General features: G+C 66.6%; 19 protein-coding genes. 14 read left to right on the forward strand and 5 right to left on the reverse strand.

Annotated features, from left to right (window positions below; translation table 11 throughout):
- Together EU800_RS11515 and EU800_RS11520 are read left to right on the forward strand one after the other, a co-directional pair.
- Nucleotides 1–1,374, forward strand: coding sequence for an L-serine ammonia-lyase (locus EU800_RS11515; RefSeq protein WP_129632181.1), 1,374 nt, complete (start codon nt 1–3; stop codon nt 1,372–1,374).
- Nucleotides 1,375–1,416: 42 nt separating this feature from the next.
- On the forward strand, nt 1,417–2,352 hold the full coding sequence (locus EU800_RS11520) for a DMT family transporter (protein WP_129632184.1): 936 nt from the start codon (nt 1,417–1,419) through the stop codon (nt 2,350–2,352).
- On the opposite strand, the gene EU800_RS11525 is transcribed toward EU800_RS11520, so the two are convergent.
- Nucleotides 2,276–2,971: a thiamine diphosphokinase gene (locus EU800_RS11525; protein WP_129632187.1), complete on the reverse strand. Its 696-nt coding sequence runs from the start codon at nt 2,969–2,971 to the stop codon at nt 2,276–2,278. The two genes, EU800_RS11520 and EU800_RS11525, sit on opposite strands and share 77 nt — an antisense overlap.
- Before the next feature lie 140 nt (nt 2,972–3,111).
- On the opposite strand from EU800_RS11525, the gene EU800_RS11530 reads away from it, so the two are divergent.
- Nucleotides 3,112–7,773, forward strand: a complete 4,662-nt coding sequence (locus EU800_RS11530) for a hypothetical protein (protein WP_129632190.1) — start codon at nt 3,112–3,114, stop codon at nt 7,771–7,773.
- 84 nt (nt 7,774–7,857) lie between these two features.
- Here the strand turns inward: EU800_RS11530 and EU800_RS11535 are convergent, their stop codons facing one another.
- A complete protein-coding gene (locus EU800_RS11535) occupies nt 7,858–8,148 on the reverse strand; it encodes a DUF2842 domain-containing protein (protein WP_129632194.1) in 291 nt (96 codons plus the stop codon).
- Nucleotide 8,149: 1 nt separating this feature from the next.
- Complete coding sequence (locus EU800_RS11540) at nt 8,150–9,442, reverse strand: adenylosuccinate synthase (RefSeq protein ID WP_129632197.1); 1,293 nt, start codon at nt 9,440–9,442, stop codon at nt 8,150–8,152.
- A gap of 182 nt (nt 9,443–9,624) precedes the next feature.
- Here EU800_RS11540 and secG point away from each other — a divergent pair, with 182 nt between their 5' ends.
- The 3 genes from secG (at nt 9,625) to EU800_RS11555 (ending at nt 13,328) form a co-directional block, all read left to right on the forward strand.
- Nucleotides 9,625–10,023, forward strand: a complete 399-nt coding sequence (gene secG, locus EU800_RS11545) for a preprotein translocase subunit SecG (RefSeq protein WP_129632200.1) — start codon at nt 9,625–9,627, stop codon at nt 10,021–10,023.
- 196 nt (nt 10,024–10,219) lie between these two features.
- Entirely contained in the window at nt 10,220–11,863 is a 1,644-nt protein-coding gene (locus EU800_RS11550) for a CTP synthase (protein ID WP_129632203.1), read from the forward strand.
- A 190-nt stretch (nt 11,864–12,053) separates the two neighbouring features.
- A complete protein-coding gene (locus EU800_RS11555; protein WP_129632205.1) occupies nt 12,054–13,328 on the forward strand; it encodes a hypothetical protein in 1,275 nt (424 codons plus the stop codon).
- A 48-nt stretch (nt 13,329–13,376) separates the two neighbouring features.
- On the opposite strand, the gene EU800_RS11560 is transcribed toward EU800_RS11555, so the two are convergent.
- Nucleotides 13,377–14,210, reverse strand: coding sequence for an aldo/keto reductase (locus EU800_RS11560; protein WP_129632208.1), 834 nt, complete (start codon nt 14,208–14,210; stop codon nt 13,377–13,379).
- Nucleotides 14,211–14,315: 105 nt separating this feature from the next.
- Nucleotides 14,316–16,247 carry an elongation factor G gene (locus tag EU800_RS11565; RefSeq protein ID WP_129632211.1) on the reverse strand — a complete coding sequence of 644 codons (1,932 nt, stop codon included), beginning with the start codon at nt 16,245–16,247 and terminating at the stop codon, nt 14,316–14,318.
- Nucleotides 16,248–16,669: 422 nt separating this feature from the next.
- Here EU800_RS11565 and EU800_RS11570 point away from each other — a divergent pair, with 422 nt between their 5' ends.
- The 8 genes from EU800_RS11570 (at nt 16,670) to deoC (ending at nt 24,629) form a co-directional block, all read left to right on the forward strand.
- Nucleotides 16,670–16,879, forward strand: coding sequence for a DUF2892 domain-containing protein (locus tag EU800_RS11570; protein WP_129632214.1), 210 nt, complete (start codon nt 16,670–16,672; stop codon nt 16,877–16,879).
- 3 nt (nt 16,880–16,882) lie between these two features.
- The gene (locus EU800_RS11575; RefSeq protein ID WP_129632217.1) at nt 16,883–17,311 is read left to right on the forward strand and encodes a YeeE/YedE family protein; all 429 of its coding nucleotides are present in this window, start codon (nt 16,883–16,885) and stop codon (nt 17,309–17,311) included.
- A gap of 3 nt (nt 17,312–17,314) precedes the next feature.
- Complete coding sequence (locus EU800_RS11580; RefSeq protein WP_129632220.1) at nt 17,315–17,845, forward strand: YeeE/YedE family protein; 531 nt, start codon at nt 17,315–17,317, stop codon at nt 17,843–17,845.
- A 17-nt stretch (nt 17,846–17,862) separates the two neighbouring features.
- Nucleotides 17,863–18,744, forward strand: coding sequence for an MBL fold metallo-hydrolase (locus EU800_RS11585; protein WP_129632223.1), 882 nt, complete (start codon nt 17,863–17,865; stop codon nt 18,742–18,744).
- Between the two features lie 85 nt (nt 18,745–18,829).
- Entirely contained in the window at nt 18,830–20,515 is a 1,686-nt protein-coding gene (locus EU800_RS11590) for a bifunctional protein tyrosine phosphatase family protein/NAD(P)/FAD-dependent oxidoreductase (RefSeq protein ID WP_129632226.1), read from the forward strand.
- A gap of 60 nt (nt 20,516–20,575) precedes the next feature.
- Entirely contained in the window at nt 20,576–22,315 is a 1,740-nt protein-coding gene (locus tag EU800_RS11595; RefSeq protein WP_129632229.1) for a SulP family inorganic anion transporter, read from the forward strand.
- Between the two features lie 119 nt (nt 22,316–22,434).
- On the forward strand, nt 22,435–23,544 hold the full coding sequence (locus tag EU800_RS11600) for a hypothetical protein (protein WP_129632232.1): 1,110 nt from the start codon (nt 22,435–22,437) through the stop codon (nt 23,542–23,544).
- Between the two features lie 74 nt (nt 23,545–23,618).
- Entirely contained in the window at nt 23,619–24,629 is a 1,011-nt protein-coding gene (deoC, locus tag EU800_RS11605; RefSeq protein WP_129632235.1) for a deoxyribose-phosphate aldolase, read from the forward strand.
- The last annotated feature ends 15 nt before the right edge of the window (nt 24,630–24,644 follow it).

Consider the following 24,644-nt stretch of genomic DNA (forward strand, 5'->3'; position numbering starts at 1 on the left):
ATGTTTCTCAGCGTCTTCGACATCTTCAAGGTTGGTATCGGACCATCCTCTTCGCACACGATGGGGCCGATGGTGGCGGCGGGCCGTTTTCTCGACCAACTCCGCGCCTCGCCCTTCCACGCCCGCGGCCTGCGCGCTTCGCTGCACGGCTCGCTGGCCTTTACAGGCGTGGGTCATGCGACCGACCGCGCGGTGATCCTCGGCCTCGCGGGCTTCTCTGCCGCGGAATACGACGCCGCGAAAGCCGAGGAGGCGCTGGCCCGGATCCGGGAGCGCCGGCAGGTCGCGCCTGAGGGCCTCGACCCGCTGGCCTTCGATCCCGAGACGGACCTCATCTTCGACTATGGCCCGTCGCTGCCCGGCCACGCCAACGGGCTCAGGCTCATGGCGACAGATGCGCAGGGCGACGTGCTGCTGCAAGAGACATACTATTCCATCGGCGGCGGGTTCGTGGTCACCGAGGAGGAGCTTGGCCGCGATGTCGCGCCGGCGGACGCGGTCGAGGTACCCTTCCCGTTCCGCAACGCCGCGCAGATGCTGGAAATGGCCGAACGCTCCGGCAAGAGCATCGCCGCGATGAAACGCGCGAACGAGATCGCCCATCATGGGGCCGGCGGGCTCGACCAGGGCATCTTGCGGCTCTGGCAGGTGATGTCGGACTGCATCGACCGCGGGCTATCGACCCCGGGCATCCTGCCCGGCGGGCTGGAGGTCCGCCGCCGCGCGCCCGTGCTCCTTGCCGGGCTCGAGGCCGAGCGCGGGCTGAACCTCGCCCCGCCGCATTCGGTGAACGACTGGATCAGCACCTATGCAATGGCCGTCAACGAGGAGAACGCCGCCGGCGGGCAGGTGGTCACCGCGCCCACCAACGGCGCCGCGGGCGTGGTGCCGGCGGTGATCCGTTACTGGCTGAACCATGTGCCGGGCGCCACCGCCGCGCGCCTGCCGGAATTCTTCCTGACCGCCGCGGCGATCGGCGGGCTGGTCAAGGCCAATGCCTCGATTTCGGGCGCAGAAGCCGGATGCCAGGCCGAGGTCGGCAGCGCATCGGCGATGGCTGCGGCGGGGCTTGCCGCGGTGATGGGCGCAACGCCCGAGCAGGTCGAGAATGCCGCCGAGATTGCCCTCGAGCACCATCTCGGCATGACCTGCGACCCGGTGAAGGGCCTGGTGCAGGTGCCCTGTATCGAGCGCAACGGGCTCGGCGCGATCAAGGCGGTGAGCGCAGCCTCGCTCTCCCTACGCGGCGACGGGCGCCACCTCGTGCCGCTCGACGCCTGTATCGAGGCGATGCGGCAGACCGGCCGCGACATGTCTGACAAATACAAGGAAACATCCCTCGGCGGCTTGGCGGTCAACTTGCCGAACTGCTGAAACTGCTTTCCATTTTGCCGCGTCGCCCATAGCGTCGCCGCGATGGACCGCGACAAGCCTCTCCTCGGTATCGCCTTCATGCTGGGCTTCTGCATCCTGGCGCCGCTCGGCGACGCCATGGCAAAGCTGATCGGCCACGCAGTTCCGCTCGGCCAGGTGATCCTCGTCCGATTTGCGGTTCAGGCGCTGATCGTCTGGCCCATCCTGCGCCGCAGTGGCCAGACGCTGCGGATCCGCGGTCACCTGCTGGGCTGGGTGGTCCTCCGCACGCTATTGGTCATCGGCGGCATCGGCACCATGGTGTTGTCCCTCCGTTACCTCCCGCTGGCGGACGCAATCGCGATCGCCTATGTCATGCCCTTCCTGCTGCTGCTCCTGGGGCGCGTCTTCCTCGACGAGGAGGTCGGTTGGCGGCGGCTCGCGGCCTGCATCGTGGGTTTTTGCGGCACACTCCTCGTCATGAAGCCCTCCTTCGCGGAGGTCGGCTGGGTCGCGGCGCTGCCGCTTGTCGTGGCGCTCGACTTCGCCCTCTACATGCTGGTCACCCGCCGGATCAGCCGCGCGATCGACCCGATTCCGCTGCAGGCGGCCACCGGCATTCTCGGCACGCTGATGCTCTTCCCGGTGATCGTTCTGGCTGACGGTCGCGGCTGGCCCGAGCTCGACCCGGTCACCCCGGACCTGCGCGAGACAGTGCTGCTTGGCCTGCTTGGCCTCCTCGGCAGCGCCTCGCACATGTTGATGACGTGGTCGCTCCGCTTCGCTCCGGCCTCGACCGTGGCGCCGATGCAGTATCTCGAGATCCCCTTCGCCGCGCTCTTCGGCTGGCTGATCTTCGCCCAGTTCCCTGACGGGCTGGCACTCGCGGGCATCGCCATCGTGATGGGCGCGGGGCTCTATGTCATCCTGCGGGAACGAACGGTTCTGCGCGCGCAAGCCCGGCAACCGCTGCCGCAAGGGCCGCCCTCGGCAGAATAACGAGCATGCCGGGCGCCGGAAACTCGAGCGCGACCGGCCCTGCCGGCGCTTCCTCCACCCGGTTCGAGGTGCCGATCCCCGCGCCGGGCGCCATGTCCAGCCCCTCGATCGGCCAGTGCAGCCCCTGTGAGCGCCCGGAAATCGGCGCCATCGGAAACAGCGACACCCGGCTGCCCGGATCGAGGTCGAGCCGGATCTGCGCCGGCGCGGCAAAGACGACGTCATGTGTCCCGATCAGGATGCAACGCCGCTCCGCCCGCCGCACCAGCACATTGAGATTGGCAAGCTGGTGGTCGATCCTCCGGCCGAGGAATCCGACACCAAGGACCAGTGGTGCCGCGACCGAGCGCAACGCCTTGTCGAAATCGGTGCTGTCCTGCTCCGGGATCTCGTGCAGGCGATCCGCCGGGATCGCCGTGCGCGCGCCTTCGGGAAGCGAATCCATGTCCCCGATAACCGCGCGCGGCGTGACGCCCGCGGCCAGCGCCGTCTCGGCCCCGCCATCCACCGCAACGAGGCAGGGCGCGAGTGCGAGTGCCTCGTTCAGGTCCTCCGTCGCGGCATCTCCCCCGCCAAGCAGGGTAATCCCACGAGAATCCCGGAAAATATGGTCATCCATGCGTGATTTGCCTCGAATTCCCCGCGAAGGCCATATTCTCGCCCGGAAATGATCCTCTTGATTTCCTGTAGTCGTTCCCATTCCGGAACCAATACGTGGTAGACCGGGGAGGCTGGTAGAGGAAGAAAGCGAGCAAAGCGATGGTAGGCTCCAACAAGATTCTGACCGTGTCCTATGGCACCTTTTCGTGCACCCTGGAAGGTTTCGACGATTCCTTCGGCACGATGAAGGCCATCGCGGAGTATTTTCGCAACCTCGCAGCCGAAGATCGCTACTTCGGAGCCGAACCGCCGACGCCAGATGCCGAAATGCTCCAGCGGATCGTGGAGAAGGAAATCCAGCGCCGCGTCGAGGCGCGGGTCAGCGAACGGGGAATCACCCTGAAAGCCGGCGACCGCGTCGCGCCCGAGATGGCGGCCGCGGCTCCGGACCTCGAGGAAACACAGACCGACCAGCCCGGCGAAGTGGAAGCGGCCCCGGCAGAAGCAGAGATGCCGGTCCCTGAGGCTGCGGCCGAAGACATCGTCGCGACCCGTGCTGACGAGGCGCCGAGCGAAAGCATCGCCGCCAAGCTCGCGCGGATCCGTGCGGTTGTCTCGAAGTCGCTCGAGGAGAAGGAAAAGGAGCGGCTCCGCAAGGCGCAATCCCAGGTCACGCCCGACGAAACGACGGATGACGACCAGGTGCCCGAGGCTGCCGCGGAACCGACGCTCGTGCCCCAGCCCGTCGCGGCCTGGGAAGAGGCAGAAGCGCCCGCCCCGGACATGGACATGCCGACCGAGGAAGCTGCCGAAGCAACGGATGCCGCACAGGATACCGTCTCGCAGGACGACGCGGCCGAAACTCTCCCGATGGAGGAGCCGGACACCGCGCCCGTCGAGACGGCCGAAACGCCGGAAACCCTGTCCGAGGACAGCGATGAGTCGGCCCAGGAAGACCGGACGGCTGCCTTCATGCCGACGCCGGACGTTTCCGACGTCGCGCCCTTCGAAGAGGCTGAGCTGTCGGACGACCTCACTGAGACCGCCGACGAGCCGGCGCAGGACGCTGCCTACATGGATGCGCCGGACGTCACCGAGCCTGAGTCCTTCGAGGCCGCCGAACCTTCGGAAGACCTGTCCGAGGCCAGCATCGAGCCGACGTGGGACGAGCACGTCGCAGCAGAGATGCCGACGCCCGAAGTCGCCGACACCACTCTTTCCGAAACGGCCGAACTGTCGGACGACATGTCCGACGCTGGCATCGAGACAGCACAGGAGGAGTTGACGGACGCCTCCATGGATGCGTCGGAAGACACCGCGCCGTTCGCAGCGGCCGAACTGCCGAACGACATGTCCGAAGCAAGCACCGAATCGACCTGGGAAGGACAGGCGGCTGCCTTCACGCCGACACCGGACGTTACCGACGCCGCCCCCCTCGAGACGCCCGGACTTTCGGACGAAGGTCTCGAGACCGCCGACGAAATACCGCCAGAAGATCAGTCGGTTGCCTTCATTCCGACGCCGGAAATCGCCGCCGCCGCACCCTTCGAGGCTGCAGAGCCATCGGAGGACCTGTCGGAGGGCAGCTACGAGACGGCTCAGGACGAAGAGACGGCCACCTCCACGGATGCGATGGACGCCACTGAAACTGAGCCCTTCGAGACTGCCGAACAGTCGGACGACCTGCCCGAAGCGAGCATTGAGCCGACCTGGGGCGAGCAGACGGCTGCCTCCACGGAGACGCCGGACGTCACCGATACCGCGCCTTTCGAGACGGCTGACCTGTCGGACGACATGGCTGAGGCCAGCATCGAACCGACGTGGGAAGACCAGATGGCCGCCTTCACGCCGCCGCCTGAAGACACCGCCATTGCGCCCTTCGAGACTGCCGACCTGTCGGCGGAAAGCATCGAAACGGCTCAGGAAGAGCAGACGGATGCTTTCATGCCGATGTCGGAAATCACCGATACTGCGCTCTTCGAAAGCACAGACCTGCCGGAAGATCATACCGAGGAGAGTTCCGAGACGGCTCAGGACGAGCAGGCGGCCATCTCCACGGAAGCGCCGGAAGTCACCGACGCCGCGACCTACGAGACCGCGGACATGTCGGGTGACATGCCTGAAGCCCGCACTGAATGGACCTGGAACGAGCCGACGGCTGCCTTCATGCCGACGCCGGACGTCACCGACAGCGCGCCGTTCGAAGCGGCCGAACGGTCGGACGAGCTGTCCGAGGCTGCTATCGAATCTGCGCGGGAAGACCTCACGGACGCCTCGATGGAGACGCCGGAAGACACTGTCACAGAGTTCTTCGAGAGTGCCGAGTTGTCGGACGATCTCTCCGAAGCCAGCACAGAACCGAGCTGGGAAGAGCAGACGACTGCCCTTACGCCGACACTGGACGTCACCGATACCGAGACAACCGGCCTGTCGGACGACATTACCGAAGCCGGCCCCGAGTCGTCCTGGGAAGAACAGACGGCTGCTTCCATTGAGACGCCGGACGTCACCGACGAAGCGCCCCCCCTGGAGACGACCGGGCTGTCGGACGATCTCGCCGAGGCCAGCATCGAACCGACTTGGGAAGAGCAGGTCGCTTCCGACATTCCGACGCCGGAACTCACCGACACTGCGCCCTTCGAAGCGGCTGAACTGTCGGACGAGTTGTCCGACTCCACCGACGAGCCGGCACAGGACGAGCAGGCGGCGGCCTATATGGAAACGCCGTTGGATATCGACGCCGAGTCGTTCCAGGTGACCGAAATCGCGGACGACCTGCCCGAAAGCGCCTATGAGCGTCTCATGGAAGAGGACGCCCCGGCAGAGATGCTGGCGCAGGAGCCCGAGGACACCGAGCCGTTCGAAGCGGCCGACCTGACGGAGGAGCTGTCCGAGGCCACCCCCGAGGTAGCGCAGGCCGTGCCGGCCGCCGAACTGCCGCAGGACATGCAGCCCTTCGTGCTGACAGAGGCTCTCCCCGAAGACACGCAGGGTTCGGAAGAGGCCGAAATCACGCGGTCCGAAGCGGCGGGACCGCAGGCGGACGAGACGGCTTCCGAGGCGGAGACGACCCTGGACGAGAGCGACTCCGAGCCCGAAGACACCGCCCCGCGTGGACGCGTCATTCGCGTGCGCAAGCAGTCGCTCATGGCGTCGCTGCGGGCCGCGCTGTCCCTGAACGGCGGACGCCACGACACCGACGACACCACGCTCGACCACGAAGTTGCGGCGGCGCCGGACCATTTGCCGAACCTCGCGGCACGCGCCAGCGAGAGCGAGACCGCGCGTCCCACGTCGTCGACCTTGGACGAACGCGTTCTTTCCGAGCCGATGGAGAATCCTCCGGCAGAACCGGCGGACAGCAGCCTGCCCGCAGAAGCCGAGGCCGACCTGCTGCGCGAACTCGAATCCGTCGAGCGGGAACTGGCCGAGGAGGCCCCCGACGCCGGCGTGTCGCCTGCGCCAAAGACCCTGCAGGATCCGTTCGAGACTCTGTCGGCCGCTTCCCACAGGGAGCAGGAACAGAAACCAGCGCCGGAGGAGGTTCGCCCGACGATTTCCTTTGCGTCGCACAGCACCTTCTCGGAACCGGTGAGCGAAAGCGACTTCGAGAGCGAAGACGAAGATCTCCGGCCGGAACCCGAACCCGCCGCCACGGCGAAGGACGAGATGGGCACGTTCGCTGCCCGGACCATCGACGACGACGACGAAGAGGGCGACCCGTTCCAGGCGGAGCACGCGGCCGACGCGGCGTGGAATGCCCATGAGGTCGCCAAAACGGAAGACACCGGGTCGACGGCCGGGCAGGAGCCGGACCACGACGACGCGCTGACCGACGCGGTTGCCCGCGTCGCCCAGCAGACCCAGGAAGAGCTCCGCAGCGAGGCAGCCGCCGAACGCCGGGCGCGCGCACTCGGGTCCGACCAGGATGAAGACCCGAATATCTCGCGCCTGATGGAGGAGGCGGACTCGAAGCTCGCCGGGCCCGAACTCCGCCGCCGCCGCTCCGCGATCGAGCACCTCAAGGCTGCCGTCGCGGCGACAAAGGCCGAGGGCCGCCCGAAACGCGATGGCGACGCGGAGGCCGACCCCTATCGCATCGACCTGCGGATGGCCGTGGGGCAGCCGTCGCTACCGATCGATGACGATGACGAGGAGCTCGAAACCGGGACCGACTCGCCTGCCGTCGAGCCGCTTGCCTTCGAGCCGCCCGCCGCGCCGGAGCCGAAAGACCCGAATGCACCAGTGCGCCCGCGCCGACCGGTCCTGCAGGACAGCCGCATGCGCGAGTCCCGTCCGATGTCACGCGCCGACCGGCCCAATGTCGCGCCGCTCATGCTGGTGTCCGAGCAGCGGGTCGACGACGACGCGCCCGAGCCCCCGCAAGCCCCCGCGAGCACGCTCCCGGTTCGTCCCCGCCGGGTGACCGCCGGACGCATGACCGCGGTCGATTCCGACGACACGTCGCTGGAGCAACCGCGCGAGATGGTCACGAATGACCTCGAGGCCGCCGGGATCTATGCCGAGAGCACGACCTTCGACGAGTTCTCCGAGCGCATGGGAGCCGAAAGCCTGGAGCAGCTGCTGGAATGCGCCGCCGCCTACACATCCTATGTGCAGGGCCGGCCGCATTTCTCGCATCCCGAGATCATGGACGTGGTCCGCCAGGTCGAGGGCCAGGAAGCGCTGCGCCGTGAGGACAGCCTGCGGACCTTCGGTCAGCTTCTCCGCCAGGGCAAGATCCAGAAGCTCGACCGGGGCCAGTTCACACTTTCGCAAAGCTCTCGTTATACGGTCGACAAGCGCAGCGTCGTGCTCTGACGCAAGCGCTGCTGCACCGGTAGTAGTGAGTGTGGGCGGGGGACCGGGAAGTCCCTCGCCCTTTCACATTGGCCGGATGTCGAGTCAGACGCCTCCGGGAGGCGGCGCATCGTCGCGATCGCGTCGGTCCGCCTGTCGCGTCGCCGCATCGGTCCCCGCTTCCCCATCCGGATCTGCCTGGCCGATGCCGCGGAAGAGAAAGCGGAACGGCAGCGCCCAGAGGATGCCGAGGATCACGTAGACCGCGAGTTCCACCAGCACAGGCGGCCGCCCGAGCAGGTTCAGAAGGGTGACCGCCACCACGACATAGACGGGCATCCCGACGAGAAGGATGACGAGCGACCAGCGTCGCCGGGCCTTGTAGCTCAGCGCCATGTCAGTCCGCGAAGGGGTCGGTGACGAGGATCGTGTCCTCCCGCTCGGGAGAGGTCGACAGCAGCGCGACCGGGCATTCGATGAGTTCCTCGATCCGGCGGACATATTTAACCGCCGCGCCCGGAAGGTCGGCCCAGCTCCGCGCGCCAGCGGTGCTCTCGGTCCAACCCTCGATGGTCTCGTAGATCGGTGTCACCCGCGCCTGCTGGTCCGCTGCCGTCGGCAGGTAGTCGAGCCGTTCGCCGTCGAGCTCGTAGCCGATGCAGATCTTCAGCTCCTCGAGCCCGTCGAGCACGTCCATCTTGGTGAGCGCGATGCCGTTGACGCCGGAAAGCGCGCAGGTCTGGCGCACCAGCACCGCGTCGAACCATCCGCAGCGCCGCGACCGCCCGGTCACGGTGCCCTTCTCGTGGCCGACCCGTGCCAGGTGCTCGCCGACCTCGTCGAAGAGTTCGCAGGCGAAGGGCCCTTCGCCTACGCGGGTCGTGTAGGCCTTGACGATGCCGAGCACGAAATCGATCGAGCCCGGCCCCATGCCGGTGCCGGACGCGGCCGCGCCCGAGATCGTGGTCGAGGAGGTCACGAAGGGATAGGTGCCGAAATCAACATCGAGAAGCGAGCCCTGCGCACCTTCGAAGAGGATCCGCTTGCCGGCCTTCCGGGCGATGTTCATCTCCCGCCAGACCGGGCGGGCGAAGGGAAGCACCTTTGGCGCGACCTCGCGCAGGCTTGTCAGCAGCGCCTCCACATCGACCGGCGGCAGGCCGAGGCCCTTGCGCAGCGCGTCGTGGTGGACGAGCAGCCGACCGACGCGTGTCTGCAACGTCGCCTCGTCGGCGAGATCGGCCACGCGGATCACCCGGCGGCCGACCTTGTCCTCATAGGCCGGACCAATGCCGCGGCCGGTGGTGCCGATCTTGGCAACCGAATTCTGCGCCTCACGGCCGCGGTCGAGCTCGCCATGCAGCGGCAGGATCAGCGGCGTGTTCTCGGCGATCATCAGGTTCTCGGGCGTGATCTCCACGCCCTGGCCGGCGAGCTTCTCGATCTCGGCCACCAGCGCCCAGGGGTCCAGCACGACGCCGTTGCCGATCACCGAGATCTTGCCCTTTCGGACGATGCCGGAGGGCAGCAGCGACAGCTTGAAGACCTCGCCGTCGATCACCAGCGTGTGGCCCGCATTGTGGCCGCCCTGGAACCGCGCGATCACGTCGGCGCGTTCCGACAGCCAGTCAACGATCTTGCCTTTTCCCTCGTCGCCCCACTGGGCGCCGACCACGACAACATTGGCCATTTCCATCTCCTCGGCTGGCTGGGAAACCCGCGGCTGTATAGCGGTCACGCGTGGCTGCGGAAACCACCTTTCTGACGCATGGCCGCCGCGGGGCCGGTGCGTCGGCGCACCGGGCCGGACGGGGGTTGCGGGCATCCCGGCTTGCGATTAGATACCGCCCATCCGATATCGAGGCCCCCTGCATGCAAAACGTCATACTCATCGTCCACCTGATCCTGGCGCTCAGCCTGATCGGCATCGTGCTGCTGCAGCGCTCCGAAGGCGGGGGCTTGGGCATGGGCGGCGGAGGCGGCGGCGTCATGTCCGGCCGGGCGGCGGCCACGGCGCTCGGCAAGCTTACCTGGGCCTTCGCGATCGGCTTCATCATCACTTCGATCACGCTGACGATCCTTGCGGCAGCGAATACCGAGGGCGCCTCGGTGGTCGACCGGGTCACGGATGCGCCCGAACCGGCCCCCGCAACGGCGCCGGTGAGCCCCGCGACGGACGGCCAGGACCTTCTGCCGCCTGCGCCGGCTGGCAACACGCCGCTCGTTCCGCAGAACGCCGACACGCCCCTCGTGCCGCCGGCCGCGGAATGACCTGCGGCCGATCGGCCACAAGCTTTTGGCCAAGCCCGCAAATCGACAACATCATCTAGAGGTGCTGTTGCTCCGTCGCGGCGAATCCTCTAGACTCTGAGTCCCGTGATGGTGCGTTTTTTCGAGCGCCTGACAGCTGCTAACACGGGCGTCGCCGCGAGCCGGTTTCGCCTCAGATCACGGGGGTCGGCCAGACATGGCACGGTTCATCTTCATTACGGGCGGCGTCGTGTCGTCTCTCGGCAAAGGGCTTGCCTCGGCGGCTCTCGGCGCGCTGCTGCAAGCGCGCGGTTTCAGCGTCCGGCTGCGCAAGCTCGACCCCTATCTGAACGTCGATCCGGGCACCATGAGCCCCTTCGAACACGGCGAGGTCTTCGTGACCGATGACGGCGCCGAGACCGATCTCGACCTCGGCCATTACGAACGCTTCACCGGCGTGGCGGCACGAAAGACCGACTCGGTCTCGTCGGGGCGGATCTATTCCAACGTGCTGGAGAAGGAACGCCGCGGCGACTATCTCGGCAAGACCATCCAGGTCATTCCGCACGTTACCAACGAGATCAAGGACTTCATCGCCATCGGCGAGGACGAGGTCGATTTCATGCTCTGCGAGATCGGCGGCACGGTGGGCGACATCGAGGGTCTGCCCTTCTTCGAGGCGATCCGGCAATTCGCGCAGGACAAGGGCCGCGGTCAGTGCATCTTCATGCACCTGACGCTGCTGCCCTTCATCAAGGCCTCGGGCGAGCTCAAGACCAAACCGACCCAGCACTCGGTCAAGGAGCTGCGCTCGATCGGGCTGGCGCCGGACCTGCTGGTCTGCCGCTCCGAAATGCCGATCCCGCAAAAGGAGCGCGACAAGCTGGCGCTGTTCTGCAACGTCCGTCCCGACGCGGTGATCGCGGCGCAGGATCTGGCGTCGATCTACGACGCCCCGCTCGCCTATCACCGCGAGGGCCTCGACCAGGCGGTGCTCGACGCTTTCCAGATCAGCCCCGCGCCGAAGCCCAATCTCGACCGCTGGGAAGATGTCTCGGACCGGATCCACAATTCCGACGGCGAGGTCCGCGTCGCCATCGTCGGCAAATACACCCAGCTCGAGGACGCCTACAAATCCATCGCCGAGGCGCTGACCCATGGCGGCATGGCCAACCGGGTCAAGGTCCGGGCGGAATGGATCGACGCGGAGTTCTTCGAGCGCGAGGACTGCGTGCCGCATCTCGAACCCTATCACGCGATCATCGTCCCCGGCGGCTTCGGCGAGCGCGGCACCGAGGGGAAGATCAAGGCCGCGGAATTCGCCCGCACCCGCAACGTGCCCTATCTCGGCATCTGCCTCGGCATGCAGATGGCGGTCATCGAGGCGGCGCGGCACCTCACGGACATGCACGACGCGGGTTCGGAGGAATTCGACCACGAGGCCGGCAAGAAGCGCTTCACCCCGGTCGTCTACCACCTCAAGGAATGGGTGCAGGGCAACGCCAAGGTCGAACGCTCGGTCGAGGACGACAAGGGCGGCACGATGCGACTCGGCGCCTATGACGCCGTGCTGGAAGAGGGCAGCCGGGTCGCCCAGATCTATGGCTGCACGCATATCGACGAGCGGCACCGCCACCGCTACGAGGTCGATACCCGCTACAAGGACCGTCTCGAGGAGTCCGGGCTGAAATTCTCCGGAATGTCGCCGGACGGGCGGCTGCCGGAGATCGTCGAGGTGCCGGACCATCCCTGGTTTATCGGCGTTCAGTTCCACCCGGAGCTGAAATCGAAGCCCTTCGAGCCGCACCCGCTCTTCCGCGATTTCATCCGCGCCGCGGTGGAGAACAGCCGGCTGGTCTGACCCTGCTGGCCTGTCGGACCGCATTGCGTCCGAACCGGCCTCCGGTCCGTGCGTGGATTTCCGCGCAGGTGTCTGTCGTTGCGGCGGAACTCCGCCTTTTCGTGGCAAAAGCAAGACGCCATCGCCTTCGAAATGCCTGTCTTAAGTGAGTAAGATGGCCGATGATGACGCGTATCTTCGGAGAAAAACGATGCAGATCCTGAGAAATTTGACTGTTGCTTTAGTGGTGCTGTGTCTCCCCCCCGCTCTTTCCGGACAAAGCTTTGTAGATATTGGAGATTTCGGCGCCGCCTACGCCAAGAACGGCAATAGTGGCAAGGGTTCCGAGAAGAGCGACAATGGCCGCGACAAGGGCTCCTCAAGCAAGAGCGACCGGGGCGGCAAGAGTGGCGGAATGTCGGGCTCGAACGGCAACGCCTCGAAATCCGCCTCGAAAGGCTCCGAGAAAGCGTCGAAGCCCGGAAAGTCCGGCGGACTTTTCAAGGGGATCCGGAACGCCTTCGACCCGAAGGCGAAGAAGACGACCAAGGCCAAGAACACCGTCCGGAAAACCGCAACCAAGTCGCAGGGCGTCAAGCCGGCGAAGGCGGAGAAAGTGGCCAAACTGGCCGGCGCTGCTGTCGGCGCAGGCTCGGTCGACGCGCAGCTCAAATCCCTGCACTCGCTCAACCGGAACATCAACGGCCTGATGAACAGCAGCGACCCGAAGATGGATCCGTTCCGCGATTTCATCGAGGCGAGCATCGCCAACGAGGAGGCCCGGGAGGCGCTGGAAGCGGCGGTCGCGGACATGACGGCCTCTGGAGCGGCATTCGGTGACGCGGCCGAAGCGCTCGGCATCACGGCCACGTCATTCGAGGAGGCGCAGGCCGATTTGACCAAGATGACGGAACTGCACGCCGGCGCCGTGCCGGAAGAGCCGACGGCGCCCGTCGAAGCGGGTTACAATGACCCGCAGGACTACCAGGACGCCTTGGCCGCATACAACTCGGCCTACTCGACCTGGCAGCAAGACAAGCAGGCCTGGGATGAAAAATCCGCCGACCTTGCCGAAGCCCAGGCCCTCGCGGACGCGCTTGCGACCGACCTGGCCACCTACGAGGCGGCCGATGCCAAGGTGATCGAGACCGAGGCGGCGAGTTCCGAGGAAGCGATGCGTCAGGCGATGGCCGATTCGCTCAATACCACCGGCGCCCGTGGGGTCACCGCGGACGACATGACCGACGAGATGGCGGCCTGGGTGGCCGACCGCCTTGGCGTTGACGAGTCCGACGGCCTTATCGACGACTATCGCAGCGCGCTGGAGTATCGCGACACACTGGAGACCGACTCCGCCTCGCCGGCAGAGGACGAGGTCGAAGACGCCGGTCTCGAGGAAGACGACCTCGATGAGGACGACCTCGAAGACGACGAGGTGGTTCTCCTGCAAGACCCCGAGTCCGTCGAGACGGCAGCGGCCGAGTGACCGTTTTCCGTCCCGGCGGCGCGCAGCCGCCGGGACGGAAGCATTCCGTTATTCCAGGAACTTGAAGACCGAGGGATCCGGCCCGGTCCGCAGGCCGACATCCAGCGTGCCGATGGCCTCCATCTCATCCGCGGTCAGCTCGAAATCAAAGACATCGAGGTTTTCCGCCTGCCGCTCCGGTCGCACCGAGCGCGGGATCACCGCATGTCCGAGTTGGACATGCCAGCGCAGGATCACCTGTGCCGGGCTCTTACCGGTGCGGGCCGCCGCGGCGGTGATCGGTTCCTTTTCGAAGGAGCGGGCGTTGCCGAGCGGCGTCCAGGCCTGGGAGATGATCCCGTTCTCGGAATTGAAGGCACGCAGTTCCGGCTGCTGCAACTCAGGGTTGAGTTCGATCTGATTGACCGCCGGAACGACGCCGGTCTCCGAGATCAGCCGTTTGAGATGCGAGACGTTGAAATTCGACACGCCGATGGAGCGCATCAGCCCCTCTTCGCGCATCTCGACAAAAGCCTCCCAGGTCTCGACATAGAGATCCCGGCTCGGCACCGGCCAATGGATCAGCACGAGGTCGAGCTGGTCGACGCCGATCGTCTTGAGGCTCCGCTCCACCGACGCCCGCGCCCGGGCGCGGCCCTGATCATTGTTCCAGACCTTGGTGGTAACAAAGATGTCCGTGCGCGGCACGCCGGAGGCGCGCAGCCCCTCGCCGAGCCCGGCCTCGTTCATGTAGAGATAGGCGCCGTCGATCAACCGGTAGCCGGTCCGGATCGCGCTTGCCACCGCCTCCGCGGCGATCTCCGGCGGCACCTGCCAGATGCCGAAGCCGAGCTGCGGGATCTGGTGGCCGTCATTCATCGTCAGGTTTGGGACGTCGGGCATAGGGAACCTCATGCTGTTGAATGATAAGGCGGACGCCGCGCGGCGCCCGACCTTGGCGCGCCGGGGCGTTGCTACCTCGACGCGTCTGTCCGTTTCGTCGGGGCCTCAGCCGGCCGCGGCCTCCTTGGCCTCCTCACTGATCCGCGTGGCCTCCTTGCCATGCAACTCCTCGTAGTGGTCGAAGACCGCCTCATACCAGGCCGTGCCCTGCGCTGCGCCGCCAAGCGCGCGGGAGAGCTCGCCAAGCGAGCTGTCGGGCAGCAGGGCGTGGAAGATGTCCCAGCCCTTGGCGTCCGGGTTCGGATCGAAGCCCAGAACCTGCCCCTTGAGCGAGGAGACCAGCGTGACGATGGCGCCCGAGAAGACCGACGGCACATGGATGTCCACCTTGTCGATCGGCTGGAGGAGCACCGGCGAGGCGTCGTTCAACGCCTCCCGGACACAGGCCTTGCCGGCGGCGCGGAAGGCGAAATCGGAACTGTCGACCGAATGCGACTTGCCGTCGAGCAGGGTCACCGCGATGTCGATGACCGGGAAGCCGAGCGGGCCCTGGACGATCGCATCCTTGGCGCCGGCCTCCACCGAGGGGATGTAGTTGCGCGGCACCGCGCCGCCCTTCACCACCTCGTCGAAGGAGAAACCCTCGCCGCGGGCCTGTGGTCCGATCTTCATCACCACATCGGCGAACTGTCCCGCACCGCCCGACTGCTTGCGGTGGCGGTGCTGGTGCTCGACGGATTTCGAGATTGTCTCGCGGTAGCGCGCGGAGACCTCCTCGGTTTCGGCCTCGACACCGAAATCACTCTCCAGGAGCGCCTGTATGCGGCGCAGATGCATCGGGCCCTGAAGCCGCAGCATCGCGTGGCCCGACGCCTCGTCCTGCTCGTAGGTCAGGCCCGGATCGATCTCCGCGACCCTGGCCAGCGCTGAGGAAAGACGCGCGTCGTCCTTCTCGTGCACCGGCGTGACCAGCGAGGCATAGCTCGGCGGATGGCCGCGCGCCCAGTCCGGCATCGGATCGCTGCCGGCGGCTGAGAAATACTGGCCGGCATTCAGGTGGTCGGACTTCACCGCCATGCCGATGAAGCCGGGTTCGATCCGGTCGACCGGGTGCTTGGCCTCGATGCCGCTCAGGTTGCCCACGTTCGCCCCGCCGAGCTGTGCGCCGGCGGTCACCGGCGACGCCAGCGCCCGCAGCACGACGGCCTTGCCCATGTGCTTGCGATAGCTGGCGAAGACACCCGCGGCGATCGCGTCGGTCCCGATCCGCTCGATCGTCTTCTCTACCGAGGGCGCTTCGTGGCGCAGCGACTTCATCAGCCGGGTGATCCCGTTATGGGCGCTTGCGGAGCCGAGGAAGGCGGGAATGTCGTCATTGTCGCGCAGCACCGCGGAGGCGACTTCGTAGACCTCGTCACGCGGCGGCGCCTTGTCCTCGATCAGCTCCTCGAGCAGGTGATCGTCGAAATCCGAGAGGTGCTCGAGCAGTTCGGCGCGGGCTTCCTGTTCGCGGTCCAGCACGTCCGCGGGGATCTCGATCAGTTGCGACGGCTGGCCCTCCTGGAACTCCCAGGCGCGTTCGGAGATCAGGTCCACCGTGCCAACGACCTCGCCGTTTTCGCGGATCGGCACCTGGCGGAGGATGATCGTGTGGTTGGCATAGGCCTGGAGGCTCGACACGATGTCGCGCACACGGTTCTCGGTGGTGTCCATCCGGTTGATGAAGAGGATGCAGGGCGTCCCGCTCTCCTCGATCAGGCGCAGGTAGGGCGCGCAGAGCACGGCCGCCTCCGGCTCGGGCGGCACGCAGAGGATCACGGCGTCACTGGCGGCCAGCGCCTCGCCCGCATAGCCGAGATATTCGGCGCCGCCGGCGATGTCGAAGGCCGCCCAAGGCTCGTCCAGATAGGTGAACTCGCTCACCGCGAAGAACTCGGAGAGCTCGGACCGGACAGGTTTGGAATCGAGGCTGCCCAGAGCCTCGACGAGTGTCGTCTTGCCCGCGCTCGCGGGGCCTAGGACGGTGAAACAACGCATGGCAGATCCTCCAAACTGTGCCGGTTTGGCGGGCTCGACCATGCGCGCGGCCCGGCCCGCTTCTCAAGTGGCGGGCCTTCGTGGATCCCGCGCGGTCTCGCGCCGCCCTTTTGATCCTGCCGCGTGGCCGGGCCGGGATTCTGACGATCCTGGGGACCGGAATGGCCTTGCCGCGCGGCCCTCAAGTATTCCGCCGTTGCCGGAGGGAAGGTCAAGGGCCTCGGCGGCGATTTGGCTGCGACATTCCCGTGTTTTCGCCCCGGCGGGCCGCGACGGCCGCAGGGCGCCGCACAGAAAGTTCACATTCGGCAACTTGAATTTGTGAACCGGCGGGTTTAGATCGCTTTCCATCTGCCCGTGAATCGGGTCAGGCTCATGTTACCTGCCGGTCCGCCGGACCGGCCTTTGAAAGGGAAAGTGAAATGACCAAGAACATGGGATCCATCGATCGGATCGTGCGTGCCATAGTGGGTATCATCTTGCTCGTTCTCGCCTTCACCGGCGGCTGGAGCACGCTCTGGACCGTGATTGCCGCCGTGGTCGGCCTTGTGTTGCTGGCCACCTCGGCTCTCGGCTACTGCCCGCCCTACTCGATCCTCGGCATCAAGACCAACAAAGCGGACGACGCCTAATACATGACTATCGTTGATTTTACGCCCCTGCCGGCGCTTCTTGGCGGCGGGTTGATCGGGCTTGCGACAACGCTCCTGATGGCCTCGATCGGCCGCATCATGGGCGCGACGGGAATCCTCTCCGCCGCCTTCTTCGCCGAGGACGACCGCGCATGGCGCTGGTTCCTGCTCGCCGGCATGATCTCCGGTCCGGCGGCCTATCTGACCCTGACGGGAAGCTGGCCGGAGATCACCGTTCCGGTGTCGACGCTGTCGCTGGTTGTCGGCGGCTTCCTTGTCGGTATCGGCGTCTCCTATGGCTCGGGCTGCACGTCCGGTCACGGCGTCTGCGGACTGGCCCGGCTGTCGCCGCGCTCGCTGGCGGCAGTGCTGACCTTCATGGCGACGACGGCGATCACCGTCTATGTCGTGCGCCACGTGGTGGGGGGCTAGGCGATGCGGCTTGTTTCGGTTTACCTGATCGGCCTGATCTTCGGGCTGGGGATTTCGATCTCGGGCATGGCGAACCCGGAGAAGGTGCTGAACTTCTTCGATTTCGCAGGCACCTGGGATCCCTCTCTTGCCTTCGTCATGGCCAGCGCCGTCGTCGTCGCCTTCTTCGGCTACCGCTTCGTGCTGAAGCGGCCGGGGCCGAGCTTCGACCACGTCTTCCACCTGCCGCAGAACCAGAAGATCGACGTCAAGCTGCTCGGCGGCTCCGCGATCTTCGGAGTTGGCTGGGGCCTCTCCGGCTTCTGCCCCGGAGGCGCGCTGCCTGCCATCGGCACCGGCCGGAGCGAGGTGCTGATCTTCGCTCTCGCGCTCGTCGCCGGCATGGGCGTCGCCCGCTACATCAACACCCACGCCGCCAGGCGCTTCCAGACGCCCTGGGGCCCGGACCATCACAAGCCGGTCGCCCACGGCCCGATCTCGCACGCGCCGCGCGGGCCGCTTCCCGAGGCCCCCGGCGAGAGCTACAAAGACTGAATTCAAAGGAGGACCCGATGACCTATCCCGTCGACCTGTCCCTGAAGCCCGACGTCAAGGGCTTCTTCGATCCCCAGACCCACACGATCTCCTATATCGTCAAGGATCCGGGCTCGAGCTCCTGCGCCATCATCGACTCGGTGATGGATATCGACTACGCCGCCGGCCGCATCACCTATGAGCATGCCGACGAACTGATCGCCTATGTGCAGGAGAACGGCCTCACGCTCGAATGGCTGATCGAGACCCATGTCCATGCCGACCACCTCTCGGCCGCGCCTTATATCCAGGCGAAGCTCGGCGGCAAGATCGGCATCGGCGAGAACATCACCGTCGTGCAGGACACCTTCGGCAAGGTTTTCAACGAGGGCACCGAGTTCCAGCGCGACGGCTCGCAGTTCGACGCGCTGTTCAAGGATGGCGACAGCTACCAGATCGGCGGCATGACCGCCTTCGCGATCCACACGCCGGGCCACACGCCGGCCTGCATGACCCATGTCGTGGGCGACGCCGCTTTTGTCGGCGACACGCTCTTCATGCCCGATGGCGGTTCGGCCCGGGCCGACTTCCCCGGCGGCGATGCGGGCGTGCTCTATGATTCGATCATGAAGGTGCTGTCCCTGCCCGACGAGATGCGCCTCTTCATGTGCCACGATTACGGCCCCAACGGCCGCGACATCGAGTGGGAAACCACGGTCGGTGACGAGAGAAAGCACAACATCCATGTCGGCGAGGGCAAGAGCCGCGAAGACTTCATCAAGTTCCGCACCGAGCGCGACGCCACGCTCAAGATGCCGAACCTGATCATCCCCTCGCTGCAGGTCAACATGCGCGCCGGCGAGGTGCCGAAGGACGACCAGGGCAACCCGATGCTGAAAGTGCCGGTCAACGGCCTCTGAGGCCGAGCCCGACCCGGACGGAGAGACCCCCAGCCGGGGCGCCCGAACGCGGCATCCCGGTCATCCGCCAAGTGGAGGACACTGAATGGACATCAAGAAACTGACAGACAGCATCTCCGTCGCGGGGCAGATCACGGCGGAGGACCTCCCGAAGATCAAGGAGGCCGGGTTCCGCGCGATCATCTGCAACCGTCCCGACGGCGAGGGCAACGACCAGCCGACCTTCGAGGAAATCGAGATGACGGCACAGGGGCTCGGGCTGGAATGCCGCTACCTGCCGGTCACCTCCGGAATGGTGCAGGACGAACAGGCCGTGGAATTCGGGCAGGCGCTGACCGAGTTGCCCGGTCCGGTGCTTGCCTATTGCCGTTCCGGGATGCGCTCGACGACGCTCTGGTCGCTTTCCCACGCGAAGGACATGGAAACCACCAGGATCCTCGCCACCGCCAAGGCCGCGGGCTATGACATGGGCGGCGTGGTCCGCCGCATCGTCAATGGCGGCAAGACGCCCACCGATACCGGTGACGCGAAATTCGACGTGGTGATCGTCGGCGGCGGCGCCGGCGGCATCTCGGTTGCGGCCTCGCTGAAGGCACGGATGCGTGACCTCAACATCGCCCTGATCGACCCGGCCGACATCCACTACTACCAGCCGGGCTGGACCATGGTCGGCGCCGGCATCTTTGACCCGGCCACCACCGCGCGCACCATGGCGAGCCTGATCCCCAAGGGCGTCCACTGGATCAAGGCCGCCGTCGCCGCCTTCGAGCCCAAGAACGACGCGGTGATCCTCGACGGCTGCCGGGTGGTGAAATACGACCGGCTGATCGTCTGCCCGGGCCTCAAGCTCGACTGGCACGCGGTTGAGGGGCTTGTCGACACGCTCGGCAAGAACGGCGTGACCTCGAACTACCGCTACGACCTCGCGCCCTACACATGGCAGCTCGTGCAGGAGATGAAGGAGGGCCGCGCGCTCTTCACCCAGCCGCCGATGCCGATCAAATGCGCCGGCGCGCCGCAAAAGGCGATGTATCTCTCGGCCGACCACTGGCACCGCCAAGAACGCCTGAAGGATATCGACATCCATTTCATGAATGCCGGCGGCGTGCTCTTCGGGGTGAAGGACTACGTGCCGGCCCTTATGGAATATGTCGAGAAATACGGCGCACATCTCGATTTCTTCCACAACCTCGTCGCCGTCGACGGCCCCGCGAAAAAGGCCACGTTCGAGGTGAAGGCGCCGGACACGGAGCCCACCACGGTCGAGGTCGAGTTCGACATGATGCATGTCTGCCCACCCCAGACTGCGCCCGATTTCATCCGCGTCTCGCCGCTCGCGGACGCAGCGGGCTGGGTCGACGTCGACCAGATCACGCTCCAGCACAAGACCTACGAGAACATCTGGTCGCTCGGCGACGTGATGAACGCGCCCAATGCCAAGACCGCCGCCGCGGCGCGGATGCAGGCGCCGGTGGTGGCCGCCAACGTCACCGCCGACATCCTCGGCGGCTCGCCCCAGGGCGCCTATACCGGCTACGGCTCCTGCCCGCTCACCGTCGAGAAGGGCAAGATCGTGCTGGCCGAGTTCGGCTATGGCGGCACCATCATGCCGATCCTGCCGACCTGGCTGATCAACGGCAAGAAGCCTACCCGCGCCGCCTGGATCCTCAAGGAGATGCTGCTGCCACCGGTCTATTGGCGCGCCATGCTCAAGGGCCGCGAATGGATGGCCAAGCCCGAGAAGGTCACCGGCGACGGTGCCACGGTCTGACACGAACGGCCGGCGCGGCTCCGCACGCGCCGGCCTCTCCCACCCCTCAAGGTTCTGAAGATGCCCGCGTTTCTCCGCCGCTACCTGCCCATTCTCGACTGGGGCAGCCAGTATGACCGCCAAACATTTGAGAGCGACGCGCTCGCCGCTGTGATCGTCACGATCATGCTGATCCCGCAATCGCTCGCCTATGCGCTGCTTGCGGGGCTGCCGGCGGAGATGGGGCTCTACGCCTCGATCCTGCCGCTCGTCGCCTATGCCGTCTTCGGCACGTCCCGCGCGCTGGCCGTCGGCCCGGTCGCCGTGGTCTCGCTGATGACCGCCGCCGCGGTCGGCAATCTCGGCCTCAGCGACCCGGGCGCCATCGCGCTCGCCGCGGTCACACTGGCCTTCCTCTCGGGGCTCTTCCTCACCGCGATGGGGCTCTTTCGCCTCGGCTTCGTGGCGAATTTTCTCTCCCACCCGGTGATCGCCGGCTTCATCACCGCCTCGGGCATCCTGATCGCCGCCAGCCAGCTCAAGCACATCCTCGGGATCCCGGCCTCCGGTCATAACCTCCTCGAGACGCTGGAGAGCCTGCTGGCCCATCTCGGCCAGACCAATCTCTGGACGCTCGCCATCGGCGTCGCCGCCACCGGCTTCCTGTTCTGGGTCCGCAAGGGGCTGAAGCCGCTGCTGCGCGCCCGGGGCGTCTCGGCCCGCATGGCCGATATCGCCGCAAAGGCCGGCCCGGTGGCGGCGGTTGTCGTGACCACGCTCTTCGTCTGGATCCTCGGGCTCGATCAGCGCGGCGTCGCCATTGTCGGCGAGATCCCCGGCGGGCTGCCGCCGCTCACCGCGCCCAGTTTCGATCTCGGCATGTGGTCGACGCTGATCGGCTCGGCGATCCTCATCTCGATCATCGGCTTCGTCGAATCGGTTTCGGTTGCCCAGACGCTCGCCGCCAAGCGGCGCCAGCGGATCGACCCGGACCAGGAGCTGATCGGCCTCGGCACCTCCAACATCGCCGCCGCGATCTCCGGTGGCTACCCGGTGACCGGCGGTTTCTCCCGCTCGGTGGTGAATTTCGATGCCGGCGCCGAGACTCCCGCCGCCGGCGCCTTCACTGCCCTCGGCATCCTGCTCGCGGCGCTCGTGCTGACGCCGCTGCTCTTCTTCCTGCCCAAGGCGACGCTCGCCGCGACGATCATCGTCGCCGTGCTCTCGCTCGTCGATTTCTCGATCCTGAAACGCGCCTGGACTTTCTCTCGGGCGGATTTCTTCGCCGTTTCGGCGACGATCCTGCTGACCCTCGGCATGGGCGTGGAGGCCGGTGTCTCCGCAGGCGTGGTGCTGTCGATCTTCCTGCATCTCTACAAGACCTCGCGCCCGCATGTAGCCGAGATCGGCCTCGTGCCCGGCACGCAGCATTTCCGCAATATCTGCCGCCACCGGGTGATGACTGACCCCGCCGTGGTGACGCTGCGCGTCGACGAGAGCCTCTATTTCGCCAATGCGCGCTTCCTCGAGGATTACATCTATGACCGCGTCGTGAAGGACACCCGGCTCAAGCATGTCGTGCTGAACTTCCCCGCGGTGAATGAGGTCGATCTCTCGGCGCTCGAATCGCTCGAATCCATCCTGCTCCGGCTCAAGGATCTCGGCATCAAGCTGCACCTCTCCGAAGTGAAGGGGCCGGTGATGGACAGGCTAAAGCGCAGCCACTTCCTCGACGAGATGAACGGCCGCGTCTTCCTGTCGCAATACGACGCCTGGATGGCCCTGTCGGGCGGGGAGGAGCCGGCACAGGCCGCCGAGTGATCCGGAGCCCGGTGGACCGGCGGCGCCCCTGAACGGGCGCGACGTAACGCCCCAAACCTGACCCCGGACAGGCGCTGTTTCGGTTGGAAACGGCAGCGCCGCGGATTAAGACCCGCTTCATGGATCACGCCGATTTCTCCGTTGCGTCGATGCAGTCGCTCTCCGTCGCGGGCAGCGGTCTGGAACGCGACTCCATCGTGCCGCCGGCGGCGCAGGGTCCGGGTTTCGCGGAGGCCTATGACCGCACGACGCTCTGGTATGACGCCGTGGACCACGGCCACCGGATCCGCCTCGTCTGCCCGAAACTGATGAACCTGCGCCGGCTGCTGTCGCCCGGCGCGCTGGAGATCGACGGGGCCAGCGCCCGGATCTGCCGCATCCGCCGCTTCCGCCGGCACGACATCGTCTCGCTGGAGCGGCCGGCCGGCGCGCAGCGGCTCACCGTCCGCGACGGCGACTGGACCGCCTCGAGCGGCCTCAGCCCGGATGACTCGGGGATCTTTGCGGGGCTCAACGCCTCGCTGCATATCTCGCGCAACAACCGGCTCGACTGGATCGCGGACTGGGCGCGGTTCCACATCGCCGAGCACGGGCTCGAGGCGATGCTGGTGATGGACAATGCCTCCGATGCCTATCCGCCCGAGGCCATCCTGGAGACGCTCTCGGCCACCGGGCTCAAGCGCGCCGTCGTGCTCAAGGTGCCGCAACCCTACGGCCCGGTGCGCTCCCGGACCGGCGGCGGAGGCGCCAAGTTCCTGCAACCGGCGATGCTGAACCTCGCGCGCATGCGTTTCCTCTCGCGCGCCCGCGCAGTGCTCAACGCCGATATCGACGAACTGGTCTGGAGCCGGCGCGGCTCGATCTTCGACGCCGCCGTGAAGAGCCCGCTCGGCATCGTCGCTTTCGACGGGGAATGGGTGAACCCGGGGCCGGAGCGGCGGGAACCCTACCGCCATGCCGATCACCTGCATCCGGAAGTCGGCACCAGCCGCTGCCCGACGAAATACTGCATCCGCCCCGATGGCTGGCGCAAACGCCTCGGCTGGGACGTCCACCGCCCCGAATCGTTCCCGCCGCTCTCGTCGATCCGCAGCCGCGACTTCGGCTACTGGCATTGCCGGGCCATCACCACCAACTGGAAGAGCTACGACCGGCTCGAGCCGCGCTATGTCTCCGAACCGGATCCCTATGCCGCCGCCACGCTCGCCCGCCTTCTGCCCGAAGACTGAGCCGGCTGGCTATTGCCCGCCCCGCCGGGCCATGCGACCTTGACCCCGACACGCCCAAGGGAGGACCTGTCCCCATGCCCACGAAAAGCGAGTCCGGCACCGCGCTGGCCCGCAAGGAGGCGCATCTGCCGCAGATTCGCGGCGAGGCGCGCAACCCAGGAATGGAGCTCGACATGGACTGGGTGATGCGCGCCCAGGCCAATACCTCTGCCATCGAGCGCCGCACCGCCACGCTGCCCGGCCGCCGCTCGGTCAAGAAGGCGTATCAGGCCGCCTGGCTGGTGAAGGCGATCTCGCTCATCGACCTGACGACACTGTCGGGCGACGACACGCCCGGCCGTGTCCGCCGGCTCTGCGCCAAGGCGCGCCAGCCGGTCCGCGCCGACCTGCTGGCAGCACTCGGGCTGGACCGGCTGACCACCGGAGCGGTCTGTGTCTATCACGAGATGGTGCCGACCGCGGTCGAAGCGCTCAAGGGCTCCGGCGTGCCCGTCGCCGCCGTTTCCACCGGCTTTCCGGCCGGCCTCTCGCCCTTCGCGCTGCGGCTCGCCGAGATCGGCCAGTCGGTACAGGCGGGCGCGGCCGAGATCGACATCGTGATCTCCCGCCGCCATGTGCTCACCGGCAACTGGCAGGCGCTCTATGACGAGATGCGCGAGTTCCGTGCCGCCTGTGGCGCCGCGCATGTGAAGGCGATCCTGGCCACCGGCGAGCTCGGGTCACTCCGCAACGTTGCCCGCGCCTCGCTGGTCTGCATGATGGGCGGCGCCGATTTCATCAAGACCTCGACTGGCAAGGAGAGCGTCAACGCCACCCTGCCGGTGTCGCTCGTGATGATGCGGGCGATCCGCGAGTTCGAGGCAAGGACCGGCATCAAGATCGGCTACAAGCCCGCCGGCGGCATCTCGACCGCCAAGGATGCGCTCACCTACCTGATGCTGCTCAAGGAGGAACTCGGCCGCCGCTGGCTCGAGCCCGACCTTTTCCGCTTCGGCGCCTCCTCGCTGCTGGGCGATATCGAGCGCCAGCTCGAACACCATGTCACCGGCGCCTATTCGGCGTCCTACCGCCACCCGCTGGCATGAAACCCTTAGGTGACG

The sequence above is a fragment of the Tropicimonas sp. IMCC6043 genome, from assembly GCF_004146235.1.
GTDB lineage: Bacteria > Pseudomonadota > Alphaproteobacteria > Rhodobacterales > Rhodobacteraceae > Tropicimonas.